Raw genomic sequence first — 24,985 nt, 5'->3', positions numbered from 1 at the left:
AAAGGTTTCATCCTTGTTTTTTCAATTCTCACCTTCCGTAAGCCACTGTAATTCGAGTCGATCACCAGAGTGGATGGGTTCAACAAAGGTAGCTTCTTGTTCATTGCGATAGATTTTAAAGTTTTTTCCGTTCGTTAAATCAATATCCACGTAGCGAAATACATCTTGAAAGATAAAGGCCCAAGAATTGGATTCTTTTAATTCTATACTTTGCCCCGGGTAGATAAGCTCCTCGGGGTCTAAGTGCATGTCGTTTTTAGTGAGCTTGCTTATGGGTTTGTAGAGGGTCAGCTTTCTATTGTTAAAGAGAACCTCTATGGATTGGTTTGTTGGTGCGCCTAGTTGCTGTAAAAGCGCTTGTGCTTCTATTGGGTAGTGCTTGTTTGTTGTCAGTTGGTCTCCATCTTGTAGAGTAGATTCTGAATGAACCTTTTTCTTGTTTTTTAGAATGGTAATTCTGTGAGAAGCGACTCTATGTTCTGTTGCATTAACTGTGATATCAAACGGTTTTGTTTCTTCAAGGATCCACTCTTGGCCAATAAATTGGAGGAAAGACCTTACAGTATGGGTTGATTCTGATACGACTTGGTCACGATCTTGGACGATGTAGGCTAGCGATTGCTTCTTCCCGTTTACACGGGGAGCAGATTGGACTTGGTGATGATGCCCATTCATAGATATTGTAGAACGGGGGAGTTCTCCTAATAGATCTTTTAATGTTACATCTGGAGAGGTACCATCTTCCCCTTTAGTAACGCTCAGTATATCCCCGTTTTGAATCGTGTCACTCAGAGAGCAAGCTTGTTGATTTTTCAATAGAATAGGCGCTGTACCATGTTCTCCTTTTAAGGTGAGTTGATTTCCGTTTAAATAAATGAATTTGGCCATACCAGGACGGCCGAATAGTTTCTTAATCTCAATTCCGGCTGCTAGAAGGCAATCCCCTATTGTTAGTGCTTTGATGTCAAAGAGGCGGATCGTTCGATCATTAACGGTGACACTAATGTATTGGACAGGATTTTGGTTAGATGCAATCGCTATTCCAATAGGCGTAACGTAAGCCGGTCCTGTCGGTAAATTGTCCGTTTTCTTTAAGGACTGAATGGCATCAATTCCTCTTACCGCTACACGGTTGTCAGGGAGATCGAGTATGCGAGCGAGCCTTTTGGATAAATCGGGTGTTAAGCTACCTCCACCAACTAACATCACAGCTTTCGGAGCTTTTTGATTTAAGAGAAGAATTTCATCTCGTATCGCTATACTTAGCTTTTCGATTGCAGAATCGATGGCTTCTGTTACACCGTGATAGGTAACAGTGGTTTCAAATCCAAGTATATCGGTGACGGTTGCTTCTTGTCGGGTGCTAATCTCTCGTTTGGCTTTTTCAGCTAATGGAAAATCAAGTAGGTAATGGTCACTAATTGCTTCTGTAATTTCATCCCCCGCTACAGGAACCATTCCGTATGCTGTCACGGTTCCTGAGTCAGTAATCGCAATATCACTCGTTCCAGCACCAATGTCTACAAGCGCCACATTTAAACGCCTCATTGAAGGAGGGATGAGTACATTAATAGCCGCTATCGGCTCTAGTGTGAGGGCCTCCATTTCCAAATTTGCTCTATGTAAGGCAGCAATTAACGATTCGACAACAACTTTAGGTAAAAATGTTGCAATAACCTCTACGGTTACTTGTTCACCTTGCTGATCAATTAGAGAACCTAACTCTTGGCCATCTAGATGATAGCGTAAGACAGAGTACCCTACACAATAGTAATGAGTACTTTGCATTTCGGTTTCTTCTTTTGCTAATTCATATTGAGCCTGTTGCACAGCGCTTAATTCTAGATGCGTCACATCTTCATCATCCATAAGGGGCTGTCCACTTACAGACTGATTAATACTTGTCCGTTTCGTTTTTAAAGCTCTACCTGCTGCAGCTACGCATACTTTATGTAGGGGGCCATGCTTTTCCTCTAATATATGTTTAACGGATGCGATCGTTTCTGAGACGGAACGTACATCATGGATTTGACCATCAACCATTGTTCGTTCATCATGTTCTTTTGAGACATGATCGATTACTTCATAGTCATTAGTTGTTTTTTCTACTATTACCCCAACGACAGATCTTGTGCCGATATCAAGCGCGAAGACGCGTTCTTTCAATTTTCTCGACCCCTTTAATAAAATTCTTCACTAAAAATGTTGAAAATCCCCGTGACAATTAAAATAATATTAGCTATAATGATGTCTAATTATTATGAATTTATCATAATTTCATCTTTCTAAACAAATTGGAGGCGTATGAGTTGAGTAATGAAGAATTAGACCAGTTAAGACAAGAGTTAGACACATTAAATTTAGACATTCTAGATTTAATTAATAAAAGAGCCGAGATCGCGCATCAAATTGGACAGGTGAAGAAAAAGCAAGGAATGAATCGTTTTGATCCCGTGCGTGAACGCGCGATGTTAGATACGATTACGGACCACAATGAAGGTCCTTTCGAACATTCTACAGTTGAGAAATTGTTCAAAGAAATCTTTAAAGCAAGCCTTGAGCTTCAAGAAGATGATCATCGAAAAGCGCTTCTTGTTTCACGTAAGAAGAAGCCTGAGGATACGGTTGTTACAGTTCGAGGTGAAGAAATCGGAATTGGCGATCCTTCCTTCATCATGGGACCTTGTGCTGTTGAGAGCTACGAGCAAGTTGCTAAAGTGGCAGAAGCAGTAAAAGCGCAAGGGTTGAAGCTACTTCGCGGAGGAGCTTTCAAACCGCGTTCATCTCCATATGATTTCCAAGGACTTGGGCTTGAAGGTTTGAAAATATTAAAACAAGTTGCCGATGAATATGACTTAGGTGTTGTAAGTGAGATTGTTAATCCAGCCGATATTGAAACGGCGGTTGATTACATTGATGTCATTCAAATCGGAGCACGTAACATGCAGAACTTTGAATTACTAAAAGCAGCAGGTTCAGTTGATAAGCCGGTACTACTTAAACGTGGATTATCTGCAACGATCTCAGAATTTGTGAACGCTGCTGAATACATCATATCACGAGGCAATGAAAACATCATTCTATGTGAACGAGGTATTCGTACGTACGAGAAAGCAACGCGCAACACGCTTGATATTTCTGCTGTACCGATCTTGAAGCAAGAGACTCACTTGCCTGTAATGGTAGACGTAACCCACTCCACAGGACGTCGCGACCTTCTTCTTCCTACAGCAAAAGCGGCGATTGCAGTTGGTGCAGATGGAGTGATGGCAGAAGTTCACCCTGACCCAGCGGTAGCATTGTCAGACGCTGCACAGCAAATGGATATTGAAACATTTAATCAATTTATGAAAGAATTGAAATAGATTCTTGCATAAATAGACAATTTAATCTATATTTTAAAGAGGAAAAGTACGCCAACAATTTGTTGGCGTATTCTTTTTCTGTAAGAAAATATGTATCTGACGTCCACTATTCACTACAACTTTCTTTACATATGAGTTGTTTCTGAATGTATGGTGAATACTGCATATAAAAGCATGAATATGTCCGATTTATTGCGCTCTCTTTAGCAGTGTCGTATGATAATGAAGAGAGAGAATGAGGGAAAATAAAGATAGAGACGTAACTTTGAGGAGGTTAAAAGGAATGAATGTAACAATATACGATGTGGCACGAGAAGCCAATGTGTCCATGGCTACGGTTTCCCGTGTTGTCAATGGAAATCCAAATGTGAAACCTGCCACAAGAAAGAAAGTCTTAGATGCGATTGAGCGATTAGGATACCGTCCTAATGCGGTGGCTCGAGGCTTAGCAAGTAAAAAGACAACGACAGTAGGCGTGATTATCCCAGATATCTCAAGTATTTTCTTTGCAGAATTAGCTCGAGGTATTGAGGATATTGCGACAATGTATAACTATAACATCATCTTAAGCAACTCAGATCAGAATAAAGAGAAAGAAATTCACCTTATTAACTCAATGTTAGGAAAGCAAGTAGATGGACTTGTCTTCATGGGTGGAAAGATTACAGAAGATCACGTAAGAGAGTTCCAGAATGCGTCCGTCCCAGTGGTACTAGCAGCTACGGTAGATGAAACGAATTCTGTTCCATCTGTTAACATTAATTATGAAGAAGCTTCTTATGAAGCAACAAAAACGTTATTCGATAAAGGTAATGAGCATGTAGCTTTCATCTCAGGACCGCTTGAAACGAATATTAATGATCAGAAATTGTCAGGTTACTACCGTGCAATTGAAGAACAAGGTAAATCTTATGGAGACCGTTATGTGATCCGCGGCGATTACACGTATGATAGTGGTATTGAAGCTCTTGATCAACTGATTAATATGGAAGAGCGCCCAAGTGCCGTGTTTGTAGCATCAGATGAAATGGCTCTTGGTGTCATTCATGGTGCTCAAGATAAAGGTCTTCGTGTGCCTGAGGATGTAGAAGTCTTTGGCTTTGATAATACACGTTTAGCGACAATGGTACGTCCGACATTGTCTACCGTTGTACAACCGATGTATGATATTGGTGCTGTGTCAATGCGTCTACTGACGAAATACATGAATAACGAAAAAGTCGAAGAACAAAATGTAATTCTTCCACACCGAAATATTGAAAGAAACTCAACAAAATCATAAATATGTCGATATAAAAAATAGATCATTAGGTTTTATATTAGGGAGAGAGACAATGAAACGAAATGATTTATTAACTCCAATTGGCATATTTATAGGAATTACGATGATTTTTGTAGGAATCTTTACCACTGGGGGAGTGGGGGACGTTGTGTCCTTTATTCAGATATCCTCAATGATTATCGTGCTTGGTGGCCTTGCGGCTGCGCTCCTGATTAACTTTACGTTGGACGAGATCAAGCTGACAGGAAAGGTATTAAAAGAATCTTTCCAAACAAATGATCAGAATTTGTCAGGGCTAATTGATCTGTTCGTACGTCTATCAGAAAGGGCGCGTCGTGAAGGCCTTTTGGCATTAGAATCAGAATTAGATGAAGTAGAAGACCCTTTTATTAAAAAGGGAATCCTTCTTGCTGTGGACGGTATTGAACCAGAAGTCATAAACGATATTATGAATGCTGAAGTATCAGCTATTGAAGAAAGGCACAGGCGGGGTCGTGCAATCATCGAAAAGGCTGCAGAATATGCACCAGCTTGGGGGATGATTGGAACTTTAATTGGATTAGTTCTTATGCTTAAGAATCTAACAGACCCAACGACGCTAGGACCAAATATGGCGATTGCCTTGTTAACGACTTTTTACGGATCAGTCCTTGCTAACCTTGTGTTTTCACCTATGGCCGGGAAATTAGCGAATAAAACAGATCAAGAAATCTTTATCAAACAAGTTACCATAGAAGGTGTCATCGGAGTTCAATCAGGGCAGAATCCAAAAATCCTAGAAGAAAAGCTAAGTGCTTTCCTTTCTGGAGATGAGCGTCAACGTCAGGAGGAAGAGCCAACTGAAGAAGACGTAATGGAGGGAGCGCCGAATGAAGCTTAAACGGAAAGACAGCGTACAAGAAAAAGGCGCTCCAAAGTGGATGGTCACCTTCTCTGATTTGATGACGTTGATTCTGGTTTTCTTCATTTTGCTTTTTTCCATGTCGCAAATTGATAAAGAAAAATTTGAAGCTGTAGCAGAGTCGTTCCGAAGTCGAGCCATCTTTGATTTTAACCCATCTGTTGTTGAGTTAGAGCACCCTGCTGATAAAAAGGATGATAACCAACAAGATATAAGTGAGTTTGAATCAGAGGAAGGCGAAGATGTGAATAAGGATAAGGAAACTGGCTCTACAGATACAAAGGATTCGTTAAACCAGCTTGTAACAGAGGTAGAAACATTTCTTGAAAACAATGATTTGACGGAAAAGATTACAGCCAATCGAACGGATCGAGGTGTGGTACTTACACTACAAGAACAGGTATTGTTTAATACCGCTGAAGCTGAGATCATTTCAACGGGTCAGCCTTTCCTCAAAAAAGTCGGTCAACTCTTAAATAATATTCCTAACTATGTGAAAGTGGAAGGACATACGGATGACCGCCCTATATCTAACTATCGCTTTCCTTCGAATTGGGAGCTATCTGCAGCGCGAGCAAGTGGTGTTATTCGTTATTTAGCTCAGGAAACAGCCGTAGATGCAGGTCGTTTCACTGCAGTGGGGTACGGTGATACTCGTCCGCTTGTTCCAAATACTTCCGAAGAAAATTGGCAGAAAAATCGACGTGTAGAAATTGTCATTCTAGACCCAAGCTACAAAGCGCAAGAAGGAGTTACATCTCCTTGATCATCTATACATAAAGAAGAGTGTTACAATGACTGGAGCGGCATTGTAACACTCTTTTTTTTGGTAATCGGTGTTTCCAAGAAGTGTATCTGTTTTATTTTGGGAGATTGTGCTTAAGCTGAATAAACTGCATTGCTTTTTCCAAAACTTTTTCATTTTTCTCTGTAATTTCGGCTTTTCTAGGTATCTCCTTATAAAGTCCTTGGTGATCGTGCCATGAAGAAGGAAGTTGTACAGGTGCTTTAGGTTGCCATTTGTCCAGCCAATCCTTAGGTATGTCCCCTTCAGCAGGCTTATCGTGAGCCATTATATTCCAGATCTGGGCCCAGGCCCGAGGAACCACTCTCCAAATATCATATCCTCCCCCGCCTAAAGCAATCCACTTTCCATCACAGTACTCGTGCGCTAGATTATGAGCTAGCTTCGGTATAAATTCGTAAAGTTTCGATGTACAACATAGGTGAGTTAATGGATCTAATACATGGGCGTCCGCACCGTTTTGCGTAATAATAACATCAGGCTTAAAATATTCAGTCACTTTTCTGAATGCGGTTTCATAAACGTGCATAAAAGATTCGTCTTCTGTAAAGGCATCTACGGGTATGTTAAAACTGTATCCATAGCCTTCTTTAATGCCACGCTCGTTTACGTTGCCAGTCCCAGGGAAGAGATATCGGCCTGTCTCATGTACGGATAACGTGCATACATTTGGATCATCGTAAAATGCCCATTGCACACCATCACCGTGGTGAGCATCCGTATCAATATATAAAACTTTAGCTTGGTAATGCTCTCGAATATACTGGATGGCTACTGCACCATCATTATAAATACAAAAACCAGATGCCTTCCTCTGGAATCCATGATGTAACCCTCCGCCAAGGTTTAGGGCATGATCAACTTTATCCTGAAGCACCGCATCAACTGCTGACAATGTCCCCCCAACTAGGAGGGAAGACGCTTCGTGCATTCCGTTAAACATTGGTGTATCTTCAGTACCTACTCCAAATTCATACCCCTCCTCTTCACTAAGACTTCCTGAGCTCGCTTTTTTGATGGCATCAACGTATGGCTTCTCATGTACCAAAAGGAGTTCTTCCTCTGTCGCCATCCTTGGGGGGATGAGATCCTGCTCTGTGATACTCCCAATGCTTTGAAGTAGTTCATAAGCTAGGGTGACTCTTAATTGGTTGAAGGGGTGATCATCTCTAAAGCGGTAGGTCCTAAATTCTTCTGAATAGACAAAGGCTGCTTTGCAAGTCATTGTTCCATCCCCGGCATATTTGGCCATAGTACCTCATATCCTGCAAGCTTTAAATCTTCAATTACAGGCATAGGATTCATTGTCTGAAGACGGAACACAAGAACTTTATATGTTGAATCTGGCTGATATGGATAGATGAGAACAGACGTTATATTTGTCTTACGTCTTCCTAGCACTGCCGTCACCTCGGGGAAGATTCCTGGTTTATCAATTACCTTAATTTCAATTTGAGAGCTCTGAACGTTTACTCCTGTAAGTTGAATCATCGTATATAACATATCTTTCTCTGTAATAATTCCAACAAGTTTGTTCGCTTTTGTGACAGGAACACAAGCAATTTCATGCTCATAAAAGATACTCGCAATTTCCTCAACAAAATCTAAAGGGTGAGCGGTTATGACTGGAGAACTCATAATAGATTCTAACTTGTTCTGCAGAGCCTCTTTATCTTGTTCGATTTGAAAAACGGACGGACTAGCGTCCCGTACATCCCGATCAGACACAATCCCGATAACGTGGTTATGTTCATCCACAATAGGGATGTGGCGGATATGGTGGTCATTCAATAGTTTTAAAGCGGTTTCAATAGTTTCATCAGCTTTCAGCGATATAACTTCTGTTTTCATAACCTCTTCTACTAGCATTTATAGACCTCCTCGATTCGCGCGATAACTTCTTCTCGTTAAGAATCTCAATTCCTCAAAGCGATCGATCGAAGCTTGAGGTACACGATTCCCAATGCGAGCCATTAAACAGTTAGCTGGGTGTGAAACGATTTCTGGATCATCTGTAGGATAGGGGGTTAAGCCACCAGCACCCATCATTCGCTCCATGACATTTCGATAATTCCAAATGTTTAACCCTGTTCCAGAAAGATCCCAGTGCCAGTAATATTCTGTTGAAATGACAATAAAATCTTCCATCTCATCGTCCATCATAGACACCTTTAATAGCCATGAACCGATACCATATCCCCTATAATCCTGAATGACTTCTATAGCACCCAGTTCAAGGAGATCCTCCATTTCGAACTTTGACCATCTTTCTAATGGATCAGGATAAAGGTACGTAACATAACCCACAATGGTATCTGAGGTTCTGGCAATTAGAATTCTGCCTTCTTCAAAATCAGCAATCTTCTTAACAGCTTCAAATTGTTTCGGGGCCGGTCTGAAGGCTTTAAGCCCTTCGTGAAAATGATAGTTTGCTAGTTCTTGTGAAGAAAGAGGCCCTTCAACGGTAATCGTTCCGCTTTTCGTTTCGATCTCTTTGGAATGATATTCTTTTGTATGCTTCATGCCTCCACCACCTAAAGTTACCTATATTTGTTATCTATTATACAGTAAATCTCACTGAAAAAAATCCCTGAGCAGTAATATGTTGAATCTAAGTATTCAAGGGGAGGACAGAAGGTGGGAGGATTGAGAATGAGGGAATGTTTCCGTTTGCCATGATAGAACGAAAGGTGGTCCGTTTAGCTACTTAACGCAAAGGCTTGCTCGGGGACTGCGAGCCTCCCGCGGGAAAGGAGCCTATCTAGTTCCGGCGTGGAGAACCTAGCGAGACAAGTCATCTTTTTTACAAAGGCTTAACGCCTTTTCCAAAAAGCTGTCTTGTCCATACGGTTCTAGGCACCACGCCTGCACTTTTAAGCTAGGGAAGACCCCGCAGAGAGCGCTAGCGAACGAGGAGGCTTCCCAGCTCCCCGCAGGAAAGCGAGTTGTCCCCGAGCAAGCCTTATCGCCTTTTACCATAACGGACCATTCCGGTTATATAGCTGGTTATAGTTTTACGGATAAGGGCGCTTATATAAAAAGGCTATCCCAAGAGTCTGGGAAGACTCTTGGGATAGCCTTATAGAAATTATCCTTCTGAAGAGGATTCGTCATCGGTTGATGAGTCACCGCCAGAGTTATCTGTGTCTCCAGATCCTCCGGAACCGGATTCACCGGTTGAACCGGAGTTATCATCGCCTGATGAGCCATCGTTTTCAGTTCCGCCAGATGAATTGTCATCGTTGGAATCGTCGTCCGGGTTGCCGTTGTCCGAGTTGTTATCGTCTGAACCATTATTGTTATCATTGTTGCCGTTATCGTTATTGCCATCGTTATTGTTATTTCCATTATTATTGTTGTTGCCGTCGTTATTGTTATTTCCGTTATTGTTGTTGTTGTTGCCATTATTATTATTGTTGCCAGATTCCTGGTCTTGGTCGCTTGGTGGTGGGTCTGGAGTGAAATCTCCGTATTCATAAGCTTGTGATGCTGCAGATTCCATTCCGAAGTAATCCACTGCTCTTACGACATAAACACCTTTACCTGCAATACCGAGACTGTTGCTTGCTGAACTTCCAACTAGTTGGTAGCTTGCTCCTGGTGTCGCGGCACGATAGATGCGATAACCAACAACATCTCTGCTTCCAGAAGGTAACCAATTTAAGACGCCACCGCTAGCTGATACAGCACCTGGAGCAGCTGGAGCCTGGCCATCATTAGGGACCTTGTCTGTGGAAGGAACTCGTACGCTGGCCCACTGGCTATTGTTTGGTACAAGCTGATCTAAACTTGATAGTCGGTCATAGTTGTTACGTTCAATGTACTCTGGGTTAAAGAAGACGCCTTCGTTTGTAAATTCAGGTGGTGTAGAATCACCTGCTACATAGGCTTTATCTCCAATTTCAACATAACCAGTCGCGATTAAGCTATCGTCACGTTTGGTTGGAGCGTATTTAGCGTAATAAATGTCACTGCTGACAAGTCCCATTTCAGAACAAAGCTGAGATGGAAGCAAGCCTGAAGCAGCACAGTAGGACTGTCTGACAATACCAGATGGTTGTTTGAAACCTTCTTTTGGAACCATTAAGTCTGGATTCAGATCAGAGGCTGCGTTTACAATATCTGTCCATAGTTTTACGTTGCGGTTGCTGTATCCCAGACTGCAGTTGCCACAGTTTCTTAATGTGTAAGGTGTGTCATAGCCCATCCACATCCCCATGGTAACGTTTGGGTTTGTCGCAACAAACCAAGTGTCGTGTACATCTTGAGAAGTACCTGTTTTTCCGGCCCAGTCAACTCCTGGATACTTTAACCGATCTCCTGCGTATTGGGCTGTTCCATAATCTAAAACATCTCTCATCATGTCTACGGTTAAATAAGATGCCTGTTCACTAAATACATCAACAGATTCAGATTTATGTTCATAAAGTACTTCTCCGTCTTTTGTTTCAATTTTATCTATCATGTAAGCATCTACAAACTTACCGTTATTGGCGAAAGTGGCGAAGGCGTTTGTATTTTCTTCTACAGTTACACCCTCAAGAAGACTGCCAAGTGAAGTGGATAAGTTAGTCTTATCTTCTTCTAATAGTGTCGTGAAGCCCATTTTGTCTAAATAAGATGCTGGGTTTTGATTCCTAATATCAGCATATGTTTTAACAGCTGGCACGTTATATGACATAGCTAGTGCTCGTCTGATAGAGGTAAGGCCATGGAACCTTCCTCCATAGTTACCAGGAGTATATCCTCCTGCAAAAACTGTTTCTATATCTGCTACTACAGAACCTGGGTTTGCTTGTCCTAAGTCAATAGCTGGAGCATATACAAGCAATGGCTTCATTGTACTTCCGTTAGAACGCTTCGCATCAGTCGCGTGGTTAAGATTTTCCAGGTCAAAATCACGTCCGCCGATAAAGCTAATGATTTTCCCAGTTTTATTTTCAATTAACATTCCGCCAACTTGAACGGGCTCTTTGATCGTTTTCTCCTCGCCTGTTTCCTCGTCTGTTACTTTCCAAGATCGAACAGGGCCGTAATGTTCATAGTTCTTGTGTAATTCCTGCATCTTGTCGTAAATCGGTTTATCAATTGTTGTATGAACTTTCAAGCCATTTTGCACTAATGTTCGATCTGCTAGAGTAGCATATTCTTGTCTTAGTGATTCACTGTTAGCCAAGTCTTCTTTTGTATATCCGTCTTGTTCAGCTAGGATACCTTGAAGAATATCTGTGGCTCTCTCTTCTACTTCGAATGCGATATATGGATATGATTGCACTGGTGAAGGTTCTGGCTTTGTAAAGTTCGATGCAATGTCGTAATTGATTGCTTTATCGTATTCAGCTTGTGTAATCATTTCGGCTTCTAGCATACGTTCTAGTACCGTTCTCATTCGCTCGATGCCTGGGGCGAGCCCTGCTTCAGATTTAACTTCCCCTGTATTTGTAAAAGGGGTATACATGTAAGGGCTTTGTGGCATACCTGCAATATAGGCTGCTTGAGGAAGGTTTAATTCTTTGGCGCTCACTCCAAATATACCTTGAGCAGCAGTTTCAATTCCTGCAACGTTTCGTCCACCGGCGTTTCGGCCGAATGGAACAACATTTAGATATGCTTCTAAGATCTCTTCTTTTTCGAAGAATCGCTCTAAGCGTAAGGCTAGTAAAATTTCCTTTGCTTTACGTTCGAATGAAACGGTGTCTGTTAAAACCTGATTCTTTATTAACTGTTGGGTAAGTGTACTACCCCCTGTTTTAACGTTTGCGTTCGTGATTTCTTGGAAGATTGCACGCATTATAGCTTTTGGTACAACACCATTATGTGTCTCGAAGTTCTCGTCTTCAGTGGCGATTACAGCATTGACCACATGATCGGATACTTGGTCTAGGGAGACTTCTTCACGATATAAATCAGATTGGATCTTTCCTAAGTATGTGTTTCCGGCAAAATACAATTCTGACGTTTCTTCATAATTGTAAATGTCTTTTTGCATTTCGGCTTTAGCACGGATTGGTTCGTCTTTGACGAGCGAGGCGAAATAACCGGCACCTAGCCCGGCAGCAAAGAACACGCCAATCACACCTACAATGAGGAAGAATAAAACGATGTTCCAGATTACATCATAAGAGATGCGGAAATATTTTTGGATCTTTCCGTCTTCCCACCATTTACGAAGCGGGGATCTATCTGGACCATTTGAATGGTTCTGGCTCATATAACGACCTCCTATTTCATACACGCAATATTATACCATATTGCACCATAAGGAGACATGGTTCAACATGAAATGTGAGTTGCTTTTTAAAAAAATATATGCTATAAATTATGTCACAGTCACGAACGATAATGAATACTAAACAGAGAAGGGTTGAAGTAGTAAGTTGTTCCCTGTTCCAGAAAGCTGACGGCCGCTGTGAGTCAGTACAGAGCAATTTACGAATTACGTCCTGGAGTTTTCTTCTGATCAGTTCAGAAGACGGGTGAATCCGTTATAAATTCCTTGAGTGGTAATCAGTTGTCTGGTTACAACAAGGGTGGTACCGCGAGCGAGCCTCGTCCCTTTTTAGGGGCGGGGTTTTTTGTGTTATTCAAAAGTTGAATCTGGTTCGTAGTATAACCTGAAAAGGGCGCCTTCAGTACTTTCATTACGTTTATGTCGTTACTTAATATGAGGAGATTAGGAGTGGATAGAGTGGATATTTTACAAGACTTACAAGCAAGAGGATTAATTAATCAAATGACGGATGAAGAAGGTCTAAAGAAGCATTTAGCTTCAGAACAGGTTACCCTTTACTGTGGTTTTGACCCTACAGGGGATAGTCTTCATATAGGTCACTTGCTACCTGTATTAATTCTTAAGAGATTTCAGCAAGCAGGGCACCGTCCAATCGCTTTAGTTGGCGGTGGGACTGGTATGATTGGTGATCCGAGTGGTCGTTCTACCGAGCGTCAGCTTAACGATGAGAACACAGTTCGTCACTACAGTGAACAGCTAGCAGGTCAACTTGCTAAGATCTTAAACTTTGATGAAGGGGAGAATGCAGCTGTAGCGCGTAACAACTTAGACTGGCTAAACCAAATGACAATGATTGAATTCTTGCGAGATGTAGGAAAACACTTTGGTATTAACTACATGTTAGCGAAAGATTCTGTGGAGTCTCGTATTGAAAATGGAATTTCCTTTACAGAGTTCAGTTACATGATTCTACAATCTTATGATTTCTTGAACCTATTCCGTAAAGAGAATTGTACGTTGCAAATTGGTGGAAGCGACCAGTGGGGGAATATTACGGCTGGGCTTGAGCTGATTCGTAAGAATGCGACTGAAGGAGAAGAAGCGAAAGCATTTGGTCTAACTGTTCCATTGATTACAAAAGCAGATGGCAGTAAGTTTGGTAAAACAGCTGGTGGTGCAATTTGGTTAGACCCTGCAAAGACTACGCCATACGAATTTTACCAGTTCTGGATTAATACAGATGATCGTGATGTTGTGAATTTCCTTCATTACTTTACATTCTTAAGCTTAGACGAAATTGGTGAGTTGGCTAAGGAAGTAGAAATGCAACCTGAAAAACGTGTGGCTCAGCGTAGGTTAGCAGAAGAAATGACGAAGATGGTTCACGATGAGAAAGCTCTGGAACAGGCTGAGAAGATTTCTGAAGCGCTCTTTAGCGGCGACCTAAAGCAACTAACAGGTGATGAAATTGAACAAGGCTTTAAAGACGTTCCTACTTACAACTTAGTGGAAGAAGAAAAAGGATTAATCGATCTGTTAGTTGAAGCAAAGATCTCTTCTTCAAAACGTCAAGCTCGTGAAGATATTCAGAATGGTGCGATTTACATTAATGGTGAGCGTGAACAAGATATGAAATACACAGTGGACGCTGAAGATCGCATCGATGGCAAGTTTACAATTATTCGTCGTGGTAAGAAGAAATACTTCTTGGTACGCTTTGAAGGGTAATACATTCATGTAGATGAAATGAAAGGCCACTTAGAGTGTCAGTAACTTTAAGTGGCCTTTTTTGAACAAAGAAGTCAAAATAGACTGGATAGGGAAGAGGATGAGGGAATCGTCTCTGTTCCATCAGTCTCTTTTGATACGAAAATGCTGGAGGTGGTAAGGAAGTAAACTTTTATATCTTTGCTGAATAAAACGGTCATCAATAAGTACAATCGTTCCCGAATCAGTCTCTGTTCGAATTAGCCTTCCTGCAGCTTGTAAGACTTTATTCATTCCGGGGTACATGTAAGCATAGTCAAAACCATTCTTACCTCGTTCATCGAAATAACGTTTCATAATGTCTTGTTCATCATTTAATCTTGGTAAACCTACACTAACTACTAGAACCCCGTTCAAACGGTCTCCTCTTAAATCGACACCTTCAGAAAAGATACCTCCTAATACTGCAAATCCAATTAAGGAATCTTTGCGTTCTTCACGGAATTCAGCTAGATACTGTTCTCGATCTTGTTCGGTCATTTGTGGCGTTTGGAGCAGAACGGAAGCTGGATGATCGAGTTCTTGAATCTTCTCAAAAACCTGCTCCATATATACATAAGAGGGGAAGAAAACAAGATAGTTCCCTGGTTTCTCTCTTATTAATTCAAGTACTGTACCAACGATTGAATCAGTAGATTGAACACGGTCATGAAAGCGTGTGGAGGTTGGTTGAATGTACATGTCCACATTGTTCCTATCAAATGGTGATGGGATAGAAAAAGTGTAGTCCCCCTCTGTCCAACCGAGCATGTCTTTATAGTAATCAAATGGAGCGAACGTCGCAGAGAAGAAGACCGTTGCTCCATATCCCTTAGTTGTTTTGTGTAGCAAAGAAGAGGGATCTACGCAGAAAAGTTTAAGCTCTACCTCGCTTTTATAACGTCTAATGTAGGTGACATACGATTTATCATAGAGTTTTGAAATCCGCACAAAACTTAAAGCCATAAAATACGTTTCGATTAATAGAGATTCGGAATCCTCAATATATGGGATCTCTAGTTCAGCCAGATCAATAAAGTGCTCGATACTTTCAACAATCCCATCAGGAATTTCCGCCATCGTTGTCATGTATTGGTCCTCATCCATCGATTTTTTTAGCGCTAACAAAGACTGATCGATACGGTGAACAGCTTCGTATAAATGTGGGTTTTTAGACTTGTATTCACGCTTAAGTTGTAAGAAAGATGATTTCGTTATTAGAGCTGAATACATAGACTGCGACCTGTCGACAAGATTATGAGCTTCATCAACGAGCAATGTTGTCTTTTTCTTTGTTTCATTCCATAAACGTTTGAAAGATACTCTTGGATCAAATACATAATTGTAATCGCATATGATGGCGTCGGCATGGTAGGCGGCATCGATTGAAAACTCAAAAGGACAGACTTGATGCTTCCGTGCGTAATGTTCAATCACGTCTCTTGCTATCATCGTTTCATTTGATAGCAAATCTAGCAAAGCTTCATTAATGCGGTCATAGTATCCATCTGCAAATGGGCAATAATCCACCTGACACCCTTCATTTGTGAAACACATTTTGTCTTTAGCGGTTACCGTAACGGTATGGAAGTGCAATCCTTTCTCTTCCATAAGTGAGAGCGCTTCTTCCGCTGCTTGCCTGGTAATTGTTTTAGCTGTTAAGTAAAAAAATTGTTCTGCTTTTCCTTCCCCGATTGCTTTAATAGTAGGAAATAGAGTGGAGATGGTTTTTCCTGTTCCGGTTGGAGCGTGAGCGAAAAGGGTTTTATGATCCGTGATGGTCTTATAAACTGCTCCTGCAAACTTTCGCTGTCCAGTTCGAAAAGTAGGGTAAGGGAAAGAGAGCTGTTGTATGCTTTCCTGTCGACTATGCCTGTGTTCAGTCATTAGTTTAGCATAAGGAATATACTGTTCGATCATAGTATGAAACCATTCTCTTAACTCAACAGAACTAAACGATTTAACAAACTGTTTTCGTTCAGATGATGGCAAATGAACGTACGTAAGTTGCACATCAATTTCATCGAGTTCTTGTTGATTTACGTAAATATATGCATAGCATTTAGCCTGGGCCCAGTGGACGGGATGAGAGTCTTCCTCAATGTCATAGATTGACGAAGATGTCGATTTAATTTCATCAATGGTGATTTTATCCTCTTCTTGAAGTAATCCATCACAACGTCCTTCTATGTGAATATGTATAGATTCAGCTATATGAGTGTAGGCAAGATGCACTTCCTTTTGATCGTGTTCACTGTACTCGCTTTGTACCATTTGGTGTGCTCTTGTCCCTTCGGTAAGGGCTGTTGTCGTTTTAAAGCGTCGATCAAGGCTTCCGGATCGGTAAACATATTCAACTAGACTCCTTATAGATGTTCTTAACTCTTTCATGTTATCACCAGATTCTTTTTCATTTTTATCAGTTCTAATTCGCTCCGTTGTAGCGTGGAGTGAATGAATATGAGGTATTTATATTTGATGCTAGTTCTTATATGGTAGCGAACGTATTGTAACATTGAATAATCGAAGGATATAGACATATGGGGGACTAAAAAAGATGACTCTAATGAGAGCCATCTGTTAGAAGATAAAGATCGCTGAAACAATGGCTGTCAGAATAAAGGTGATCAAATAAATAATAGAGAGAACCTTGATGCTTGAATTCTTTTCATATTTATGGGACCTCTGAAGTTCTGCAGCCGGAGACTCGCCTTCCACTTCTCGTTGTTCAATAGACTTATTTACATTCTTACCCACTAACAGAGTTCCAATAAAGGCTAGGACGCAAATCCCAATGACAATGGCGATATATAAGGTATACACGTGATCCCTCCTTTATGCTTCTATTCTTAGTGTATCAGGAATTGGAAATAGATGATAATAGAATCATAAAAAAACACCCATCGCTAGGGATGGGTGTTTCGTAGAAGCTATTAACGAGAGTAGAACTCAACGATAAGCGCTTCGTTAATTTCAGAAGGCATTTCAGAACGCTCAGGGAAGCGAACGTAAGAACCTTCAAGCTTTTCTGCATCGAATGATACGTACTCAGGTACGAAGTTGTTTGCTTCGATTGCATCCTTGATTACATCAAGGTTAGCAGATTTTTCGCGAACTGCGATTGTTTGACCAGGCTTCACACGGTAAGATGGGATGTTTACGCGTCCACCATCTACAAGAATGTGGCCATGGTTAACTAGTTGACGAGCTTGCGCGCGAGTGCGTGCAAGACCTAAGCGGTAAACGATGTTGTCCAGGCGAGACTCAAGAAGTGTTAAGAAGTTTTCACCGTGGATCCCTTTCATGTTACCTGCTTCTTCGAATAAACGACGGAATTGACGTTCGTTAACTCCGAAAATGAAACGAAGTTTTTGCTTCTCTTGAAGCTGTGTACCATATTCTGAAAGCTTTTTACGCTGGTTAGGACCGTGTTGGCCAGGAGCGTAAGGGCGTTTTTCTAACTCTTTACCAGTACCGGATAAAGAAATACCTAAACGACGAGATTTTTTCCAAGTGGAATCTGTGTAACGTGCCATTGGATGATCTCTCCTTTTCTATTTTTATTTTGTATAAAATAAAAACAGGAGTGCCCCGTTCTTGAAGCTCATTTTGTTTTCATGCACCATCGCTCCAGCAGCCGAGAGTTACGCGATACACCTCTTAGTATAAGAGGAACAAAATGATAACGACAGTGGTTCACCTAAGCTGCCTTTTATTTTACACAAACGCTATTATAGAATTTATTCTGTTAGAAGTCAAGCACGTACAATAAGAATGTGAGCAGTAAATACAGTCTTTATAAATATGGCTATGATATAATGGGGCAAAATTTTACGTGAGGTTTTTTATAGATGAAGTCTAATAAGGATTATAAACTACATAAGAAGCAATCTCAATCGGTTCGCTATGTGCTTATTTGCATATTGATAGTCGCTGTTGGGATTGCTCTAATGGTACAAAGTAATTGGATGAAACAAACAAGTGAATCATTACGAACTCAGTCTCCGCTCTTAGCTGTCCGAGAAGGAGGGAATGGAGTGGAAGTTACCTTAACAACTGTGAAAGAAGAGCAACCCTATTTAGTCGAATATAGTGTAGATCCTCAAACATATTCCTTCACTGCAAATACCTATAAGAAACTTAATGAACCGATTCAAGAGATTAGGTATTCACAAGGTGGGGAATTGTGGATAAAGCGTGATTCGGAATGGATTCTCCTGGATGAAGATTTGAAACCATTAAGGACTTCAACAACCGAGCCGCCAAGACACAATGAAACTTCTCCTTCCATCAAAGAAGTCATCCAAGTCGGTGATACATTTCAAACTACAATTCAAGATAGTAATGGAAGCGAATGGTCAAATACCTTTCTAAAACGTCCTCTTGAAGTCGAGAGGTTAGCCCCTCAGGGAGACGTTTGGGTAGTTCTTTTGGATGGGTTTGTTGTTGAAATTGTTAAAAATTGAAAAAATTCCGGAAAGTAATAGGAAAAAAAGACTATAAGAAGTATAATGATAGAAAGAATCTTATTATAGAGAACTCCACTGAAATAAGGTGATGTACAGATGATTTCAAATAAAGTAAATAGTCAATTCCGTACTCAGTTAAAAGCGCGTTTTTTTGACTTAATGACAACGGATGAACAAGGCGGTTGGTCACGATTCGTGGAAGGTATTGAGTCTATAATCACGGATTCAGCCCAAGCCAAAAAGGCCTGCATATACATATACAACAAAGCTGAAGATTCATTTATTCCAATCTCCTACACGTGGAATAAGAATCCTTTAGAACAAGAAATACTTACTTACCAAGATTGGTTGTGGCTATGTGAGAACCAAATGGTCATGGGGACTTCTGTCATTGCGTGTGAGCACTCAAATCAAAATGATCGCTACTTAATTCCGCTGTGGAATCATGATGAAACTTATGGGTACATAAGCATTTCCCATAGTTTAGAAGAAAACGTGGTGCTCAGTGATTTGGAAATCATAGGGGAAGAAGTGTCTAACGTTTATATAAAGATGAGGACCTATTTCCAATCCTTAGATGACGAGAAGCGTCATGAACGTTTGTTTAAGGTTACCGCAAAATTTCATTCATCAATGAATATGGACGATGTCCTTGCTGAGATCATTGACACTTTACGCCAGTTATATCCGGTGTTTGATTATTACCTATTACTCTCTCATGATTATTCAAGTGCTCACGAACTCCCGATCAGGGAGCTTGTTTATGATAGTGATGGTGGTAACAAATCTAGTGCTCAAGCTTATTTAACGGGAGAAATTCAGTTTGAAGAATCTTGGAATGATCGACAGTCATGTTTTTATGCTCCACTTAAAGGAAAGCAAGGTGTTTACGGGGTATTACAAGTTGTGGCTCCTAATACCGTTCAGTTTGTAGATGAGGATATTAACTTTATAACACTTCTGGCTAATACTGCGGGTAATGCACTAGAGAATGCGCGACTATATCAACAATCAAAACGATTAATTACAGACTTGCAGTTAATTAATGAAACGACGCATAAGTTAAATTCTAATTTGAGATTATCAGACACTATTTCTTTCCTCTCTAATCAAATTCTTCACTCTTTTCAAGCAGAAGAAGTAGGCGTACTTCTCTTTCAAGATGGAAATGTTGAAGATTTTCAAGTTCTGCAAGAAAGCTCACCCTTCTTCTCTCAAGCAGGTTCTGAGAGGTTGGTGCAATACATTACAGCCTCAATCGGTGAGCAAAGAGATGCGTTATTTATTGGAGACTTCTCAGTAAAGAACCCTTCTTTTTATAGTCCTTACCAATCGATTATGGCCATCCCAATGATTCAGTCAGAATCGTTAAAAGGGGTCGTCATTGTAATGCATACAATGCCATATTTCTTCTCATTTGAAACGTTTAAACTTTTGCAATCGCTTGTTCATCATTCCACGCTTGCCTTTGCAAATTCTATGCTTAGAGAGGAACTAGAGAGGTTAGTCAGTACAGACTATTTAACAAAGCTATACTCTAGAAAGCATTTAGATGAAGCCGTTCATAAACATTATGATCAAGATCAAGATGGATCGTTTATCATTGTCGATATTGATAACTTTAAACAAGTAAATGATACATATGGTCACCAAGAAGGAGATCGTATCATTGTTGAAGTCTCAAACTTGTTACGACAAGAAATAGGTAATAAGGGAATAACAGCTCGGTGGGGCGGTGAAGAGTTAGCAATTTATCTTCCTGAAGTGGATGTAAATGAAGCTTATAAAATTGGGGAAGAGTTAGTTAGGAAAGTAAGAGACTACACCAATCCTCGCGTTACCATTTCGTGTGGGGTATCTTATTGGGATGCTTCAAGCGAAGGGGAGGTTGTTGATTTATTTCGGCGCGCAGATCGAGCTTTATATGAAGCTAAAGAATCGGGGAAAGATTGTATAAAGCATGACCAAATGATGGGTAAATAGTTAAATAGAGGGGAGTGTGGGAGAGCTACACAACATCTCCCCCTTAAGTTTAAGTAGGAATGGTCGAACTAAATGTAGATTAATAATTGAACACATACGAAAACGCAGAGATGTTTATCTCTGCGTTTTCTTACTTCCATTTAGGAAGAAGTGTTAAATGTATTGTTCAACAAGTCTAGCGAATTGCTCGATATACTTCTCATCGGTTTCATCAAAGCGCTCTTTAACAGGACTATCAATGTCTAAAACGCCAAATATATTTCCGTCTTTATACATTGGCACCACAATTTCGGACTGGCTGGCAGCATCACATGCGATGTGGCCTGGGAATTCATGGACATCAGCTACGCGTTGAGTTTTACCTTCAGCAATTGCAGTTCCACATACCCCTTTGCCACTTGGGATCCTAACGCATGCTGGAAGTCCTTGGAAAGGTCCTAGCACAAGTTGATCTTGTTTCCAGATATAAAAGCCAACCCAGTTCACCTTATCAAGAAACTGGTTTAATAGAGATGAAGCATTGGCAAGGTTTGCAACCTGGTCGGGTTCATCTTCAATCAAAGCTTTTAGTTGCTTTAACAATAAGTCATAATTTTGTTCTTTCGTTCCATTGTAATGTTCGACATTAAACATCAAATATTCCTCCTATTTTGGCAAAATTCCTAATAGTGCGGGGCGAAAGTTGACGAGCGATTCATGCAGGATTATTACCCTATTCAACGAATCTTTTCGAATAAGGAGGTCATGCGCTATGACAAAATCGTCAACAAGACAAAAAGTGATGGATGCAGCGTGTTTGTTGTTTTATACGAAAGGCTACACTGGAACCTCTGTTCGCGATATCGCCGCAAAAGCTAAAGTGAATGTTTCGCTTATTAGTTACCATTTTACAAATAAACAAGGCCTACTTGAACATCTTATGGTCCAATATTTTGAGCCCTATATAGAATTATTAGAGGAACAACAAAATATGGATCAACGATTTTCTTCTCAAGAAAGACTCCGTAAAATGATAGAAGTAATTATACAGTATAAGAAACAGCACCATCAATTTACATGCTTCATCCACAGGGAGTTAACGCTAGATAATGTACTTGTCCGTGAAATGATGGTTACCTACTTGGCTAAAGAAAAGTATATTTTATTTAAACTTTTTAAAGAATCCTTGAAGCATACACGCGTAAAACAAATGCAATTACAACATTTGTTTCTTCAGTTCAAAGGGATGTTAATGATGCCTTTCTTAATGCCTTATGAGATGAGAGAACATGTATTGTGGGATCAATCACCAGAATTTTTCGTGAAGCAATATACAGAAACCATTATGCATTGGCTTGAACATGTGTATCAGTCAGGTGGCCTTCCTCCAAAAAAAGAAAGCATTATGTAGAAAACAGTTTCTAATATTTTATATAAGTAGATCAGCAAACAGAATGCGCTAAGAGCCCATTAGGATCTTAGCGCATTTTTCACATTTTCCAGGCCAACCTTTTCCGTTTATTTCAAAGGCTAAGAGTCTTCTTTTTAATAGCCCTTCGAAACGTATTGCTTTAGCTGAGAGTAACCAGCTCCGAGATCTTCAGATTTATGAGCATCTGAACCGTACACTAATGGAATTCCTTTACGAATAGCTTTTTCTAGAATGGATGGATGAGGGTATGTTGCTTGGCAATAAGGTTTCCTCAAGCCGGCGCTATTCATATCTAATGAATAGTTTCTTTCTTTTATGCTTGCTAATACAGCATCTGTCTCTTCTGTAAAGAACTGCTCTGTTGGAAATAGATTTTGAAACTTATGGGAGAGTGTCATATGACCAATTCTTGTTGGTTTATAACGCCCTAAATCTGCTTCTATAGAGCGGAGTAGTGTTTGGTAATATAGTCGGTGGACCCCGTTAACTCCTCCATGAGCATCAACAAGTTTCTTGAAAGAGTTAGGACTGTAATCCATGCATACATATCCAGACGGCGTTGGGAGAAAGTGGACAGATAATATGCCATCTGTTAAAGAATCTCCATATGTATTCAGAAATTCTTTAATTTCTTTTTCATACCCCTCAATGTAATCCACTTCTAAACCGATATGAATTGTGATGTCTTTCTCATAGTTTATTTTCAATTCTTGTAATGTGGAAATATAATCTTCCATCAATTTTAATTCCATACCACTATCCTTAGTTGGTACAGGATCTATGAAGGATGGGGGTAGTGGTGCGTGTTCAGTAAAACTAATAGATGAATAAGTTTGTGAAATGGCGTTTTCAATGTACTGTTTTAGGGTATCCCTTGATCCATGGGGGCAGAATGGGGTGTGTACATGTCCATCAATAATCATAAGCTGACCTCCTCCAAAAAAGGTGTAGAAAAAAATGTAAAAAGGTTAATAAATTTGAAAAAATTTAGCCAAAATGACCGTTTACATGGTATCATAAAAACATTACTATATACATATTTTTACCTGGTATGACATAGATGAACTATTGACAGTTAGGAGGCTTTATATGGCGTATGGCATCGGTGCGATACTAGCAGTGATTGTTGGAGTTATTGTGGGGTTGATTTTTAGAAAGCAGATTTATGATGAAGTTGACCGGCTTGAAGGATGGAAGATGGATATTATGAATCGTGAAGTGACAGAAGAGCTTTCCAAGGTGAAATCGTTAAATCTGTCTGGTGAAACGCAAGAAAGGTTTGAGTCCTGGCGCTCTGAATGGGACGATATATTATCCAAGCAACTTCCTCATCTTGAAGAGCAACTTTTTGAGGCGGAGGATTATGCCGATAAATACCGATTCGGTTCTGCAAAAAAGGTCATAAAAGCCATTGAAGAACATTTGAAAACGATCGAGTCTTCAATAGATAAGATGTTTGAAGAATTAGAAACGTTACTTCATTCCGAAGAAAACAGTCGGAAAGATATTGAAACACTCCATCCACAAACAAAACAACTTCGCAAAAAATTATTGCAACAACGCCACCGATACGGGAGTGCTGAGGTTCGTTTTGAAGTCATGATCGATGCTGCTGAAGAGAAATTGCAGAGTTATTATCAGCTTGTCGAACAAGGTAACTATTTCGAAGCGAATGAGCTTGTTCAAACCATGAAAGACGAGATTGATCAACTAACTGTCCAAATTGAAGAATTTCCTTCACTTTATAAGATGTGTAAACAAGAACTCCCTTCACAAATTGAGGACTTAGTAAACGGATTGAAGCAAATGAGTGACGATGGGTATCGAGTTGAAGCGTATAACTTTGAGGAAGAGCTTGCTGGCTTTCAGGAACAGCTTAATCGATATTCCGAACAATTGGACAAGGCAGACATGGAAGAAGCTCGTTCTGGGGCAATTGAGATTGAAGAACGTGTAAATGAAATGTTTGCCCAATTAGAGACGGAAGCTATTGCAAAGAGTTATGTAGAGAAGCATCAACCAAACTTGTTATCTCAACTTCAATCGATTCGTGAAGATATCCGTTTGAGTAAAGAAGAAATCGAAGTATTGCAGCATACATACCAATTTGAAGATAAAGATTTGGAAATTCATACAAGTCTTGAGAAATGGGTTAATCTGCTATTAAAGCAATATAACGACATTATGGATGAACTAGAAGAAGGTCTGCCTCATTCCTCTATAAGAGAGGAACTAGAGCGATGGGAAGTTCAACTTCAAGAGCTTATCGAACAACATCAACAGTTTAAGGAACGTTTACATGAAGTCCGTGCTGGCGAACGAGAAGCAAAAGAACAGATCACAGTAATGAAGCAAAAGCTAATTGCCGTAAATCGCAAGTTGCAAAAAAGCAACATCCCAGGGGTGCCTTTGTATTTGCAAAATGCGATTGAAGCAGCTGCCCATTCTCTGTATCGTGTGCACGATTTATTAGATGAACAACCGCTTGACATGATCAAGGTTAGGGAGTCGCTTGACAATGCTACAAAGGAAACGGAGAGTGCATCTGAGCAAACAGAACTTCTCTTAGATCAAGCAGCCTTAGTTGAGACAATGATTCAATATGGTAATCGTTATCGTAGCCAGTATCCTTTTACAGCAGCAAAGTTATCTGAAGCAGAGCGCTCGTTTAGGAATTATGAGTACGATCAAGCGTTAGAGTTAGCAACGGATGCACTAGAAGAAGTTGAACCCGGGGCGCGTGATCGCTTGGGTGAATATATAGGGGTAAGTTCGACGGTAGGATAGGAGG

General features: G+C 40.3%; 19 protein-coding genes and 1 other annotated feature. Of the genes, 9 read left to right on the top strand and 10 right to left on the bottom strand.

Features of this window, described 5'->3' with window-relative positions; all coding sequences use genetic code 11:
• Positions 1–21 precede the first annotated feature (21 nt).
• Positions 22–2,166, bottom strand: coding sequence for a cell division protein FtsA (locus IEW76_RS12935; protein ID WP_188654484.1), 2,145 nt, complete (start codon positions 2,164–2,166; stop codon positions 22–24).
• Positions 2,167–2,309: 143 nt separating this feature from the next.
• Here IEW76_RS12935 and IEW76_RS12930 point away from each other — a divergent pair, with 143 nt between their 5' ends.
• From IEW76_RS12930 to motS, 4 genes are all read left to right on the top strand, one after another.
• Complete coding sequence (locus tag IEW76_RS12930) at positions 2,310–3,365, top strand: bifunctional 3-deoxy-7-phosphoheptulonate synthase/chorismate mutase (RefSeq protein ID WP_188654482.1); 1,056 nt, start codon at positions 2,310–2,312, stop codon at positions 3,363–3,365.
• A gap of 283 nt (positions 3,366–3,648) precedes the next feature.
• The gene (gene ccpA / locus IEW76_RS12925; RefSeq protein WP_188654479.1) at positions 3,649–4,647 is read left to right on the top strand and encodes a catabolite control protein A; all 999 of its coding nucleotides are present in this window, start codon (positions 3,649–3,651) and stop codon (positions 4,645–4,647) included.
• Between the two features lie 52 nt (positions 4,648–4,699).
• The gene (gene motP / locus IEW76_RS12920; RefSeq protein ID WP_188654477.1) at positions 4,700–5,527 is read left to right on the top strand and encodes a flagellar motor protein MotP; all 828 of its coding nucleotides are present in this window, start codon (positions 4,700–4,702) and stop codon (positions 5,525–5,527) included.
• Complete coding sequence (gene motS / locus IEW76_RS12915) at positions 5,517–6,314, top strand: flagellar motor protein MotS (RefSeq protein WP_188654475.1); 798 nt, start codon at positions 5,517–5,519, stop codon at positions 6,312–6,314. Before motP ends, motS begins: the two co-directional genes overlap by 11 nt.
• A gap of 94 nt (positions 6,315–6,408) precedes the next feature.
• Here motS and IEW76_RS12910 read toward each other — a convergent pair whose 3' ends face one another.
• The 4 genes from IEW76_RS12910 to IEW76_RS12895 all read right to left on the bottom strand — a co-directional run bounded on the left by IEW76_RS12910 (position 6,409) and on the right by IEW76_RS12895 (position 12,564).
• Positions 6,409–7,578 (bottom strand): acetoin utilization protein AcuC, encoded by a 1,170-nt coding sequence (locus IEW76_RS12910; protein WP_188654559.1) that lies wholly within the window; start codon positions 7,576–7,578, stop codon positions 6,409–6,411.
• Positions 7,575–8,222: an acetoin utilization AcuB family protein gene (locus tag IEW76_RS12905; protein WP_188654472.1), complete on the bottom strand. Its 648-nt coding sequence runs from the start codon at positions 8,220–8,222 to the stop codon at positions 7,575–7,577. The genes IEW76_RS12910 and IEW76_RS12905 overlap by 4 nt, the downstream gene beginning before the upstream one ends.
• Positions 8,223–8,876, bottom strand: coding sequence for a GNAT family N-acetyltransferase (locus tag IEW76_RS12900; protein ID WP_188654470.1), 654 nt, complete (start codon positions 8,874–8,876; stop codon positions 8,223–8,225).
• 565 nt (positions 8,877–9,441) lie between these two features.
• Complete coding sequence (locus IEW76_RS12895) at positions 9,442–12,564, bottom strand: transglycosylase domain-containing protein (RefSeq protein WP_188654468.1); 3,123 nt, start codon at positions 12,562–12,564, stop codon at positions 9,442–9,444.
• Between the two features lie 136 nt (positions 12,565–12,700).
• Positions 12,701–12,913: a binding site (T-box leader), on the top strand.
• Between the two features lie 128 nt (positions 12,914–13,041).
• On the opposite strand from IEW76_RS12895, the gene tyrS reads away from it, so the two are divergent.
• Positions 13,042–14,313 carry a tyrosine--tRNA ligase gene (gene tyrS, locus IEW76_RS12890; protein WP_188654466.1) on the top strand — a complete coding sequence of 424 codons (1,272 nt, stop codon included), beginning with the start codon at positions 13,042–13,044 and terminating at the stop codon, positions 14,311–14,313.
• A 123-nt stretch (positions 14,314–14,436) separates the two neighbouring features.
• Here the strand turns inward: tyrS and IEW76_RS12885 are convergent, their stop codons facing one another.
• The 3 genes from IEW76_RS12885 to rpsD all read right to left on the bottom strand — a co-directional run bounded on the left by IEW76_RS12885 (position 14,437) and on the right by rpsD (position 17,867).
• Positions 14,437–16,791: an ATP-dependent DNA helicase gene (locus IEW76_RS12885; RefSeq protein WP_373285989.1), complete on the bottom strand. Its 2,355-nt coding sequence runs from the start codon at positions 16,789–16,791 to the stop codon at positions 14,437–14,439.
• A 120-nt stretch (positions 16,792–16,911) separates the two neighbouring features.
• Positions 16,912–17,154 (bottom strand): hypothetical protein, encoded by a 243-nt coding sequence (locus tag IEW76_RS12880; protein ID WP_188654462.1) that lies wholly within the window; start codon positions 17,152–17,154, stop codon positions 16,912–16,914.
• A gap of 110 nt (positions 17,155–17,264) precedes the next feature.
• Positions 17,265–17,867, bottom strand: a complete 603-nt coding sequence (gene rpsD / locus IEW76_RS12875) for a 30S ribosomal protein S4 (protein ID WP_188654460.1) — start codon at positions 17,865–17,867, stop codon at positions 17,265–17,267.
• A gap of 315 nt (positions 17,868–18,182) precedes the next feature.
• Between rpsD and IEW76_RS12870 the strand changes: the two genes are divergently transcribed.
• Both IEW76_RS12870 and IEW76_RS12865 read left to right on the top strand, forming a co-directional pair.
• Positions 18,183–18,797, top strand: coding sequence for a hypothetical protein (locus tag IEW76_RS12870; protein WP_188654458.1), 615 nt, complete (start codon positions 18,183–18,185; stop codon positions 18,795–18,797).
• A 99-nt stretch (positions 18,798–18,896) separates the two neighbouring features.
• Positions 18,897–20,783, top strand: a complete 1,887-nt coding sequence (locus IEW76_RS12865; RefSeq protein ID WP_188654456.1) for a sensor domain-containing diguanylate cyclase — start codon at positions 18,897–18,899, stop codon at positions 20,781–20,783.
• A 153-nt stretch (positions 20,784–20,936) separates the two neighbouring features.
• Here the strand turns inward: IEW76_RS12865 and msrC are convergent, their stop codons facing one another.
• Entirely contained in the window at positions 20,937–21,416 is a 480-nt protein-coding gene (gene msrC, locus IEW76_RS12860; protein WP_188654449.1) for a free L-methionine (R)-S-oxide reductase MsrC, read from the bottom strand.
• 118 nt (positions 21,417–21,534) lie between these two features.
• On the opposite strand from msrC, the gene refZ reads away from it, so the two are divergent.
• Positions 21,535–22,173, top strand: a complete 639-nt coding sequence (refZ, locus tag IEW76_RS12855; protein ID WP_188654447.1) for a forespore capture DNA-binding protein RefZ — start codon at positions 21,535–21,537, stop codon at positions 22,171–22,173.
• A 134-nt stretch (positions 22,174–22,307) separates the two neighbouring features.
• Here refZ and hisJ read toward each other — a convergent pair whose 3' ends face one another.
• Positions 22,308–23,117 carry a histidinol-phosphatase HisJ gene (hisJ, locus tag IEW76_RS12850; protein WP_188654445.1) on the bottom strand — a complete coding sequence of 270 codons (810 nt, stop codon included), beginning with the start codon at positions 23,115–23,117 and terminating at the stop codon, positions 22,308–22,310.
• 166 nt (positions 23,118–23,283) lie between these two features.
• Between hisJ and ezrA the strand changes: the two genes are divergently transcribed.
• On the top strand, positions 23,284–24,981 hold the full coding sequence (gene ezrA / locus IEW76_RS12845) for a septation ring formation regulator EzrA (protein ID WP_188654443.1): 1,698 nt from the start codon (positions 23,284–23,286) through the stop codon (positions 24,979–24,981).
• The last annotated feature ends 4 nt before the right edge of the window (positions 24,982–24,985 follow it).

The organism is Pontibacillus salipaludis (assembly GCF_014642405.1).
In the GTDB taxonomy this organism is placed as follows: Bacteria; Bacillota; Bacilli; order Bacillales; family BH030062; genus Pontibacillus; species Pontibacillus salipaludis.
Note: the sequence above shows the minus strand (reverse complement) of the source record. Positions and strands in the feature narration are given on the sequence as shown.